Annotated in this window: 1 protein-coding gene; it reads left to right on the top strand. The window is 32.5% G+C overall.

All coding sequences use genetic code 11. The features are described from left to right. On the top strand, positions 1–274 hold a 274-nt coding region (locus SB753_RS37200; RefSeq protein ID WP_410805154.1), incomplete at both ends, for an NAD(P)-binding domain-containing protein.

The raw sequence follows: 274 nt of genomic DNA, 5'->3' as shown, positions 1-274 counted from the left end.
AGGTAAAATGGGATTAAATTTAGGACAAAATTTAATTGATCATGGTCATGAAGTTGTAGGATTTGACTTAAATAGTAATGCTGTAGAAGAAATTAAATCATATGGAGCTAAAGGGACATCCGATTTAAAAGAACTTGTACAATCATTGGAAACACCAAGAGTTTTATGGATTATGGTTCCTCATACTGTTGTTGATTCAGTACTTCATGATGTTACACCATTGTTAGATAAAGGGGACATTGTTATTGAAGCTGGTAACTCCCATTATAAAGAG

This window comes from Paraburkholderia sp. SIMBA_053, assembly GCF_046534895.1.
Lineage (GTDB): Bacteria > Pseudomonadota > Gammaproteobacteria > Burkholderiales > Burkholderiaceae > Paraburkholderia > Paraburkholderia caledonica.
Note: the sequence above shows the minus strand (reverse complement) of the source record. Positions and strands in the feature narration are given on the sequence as shown.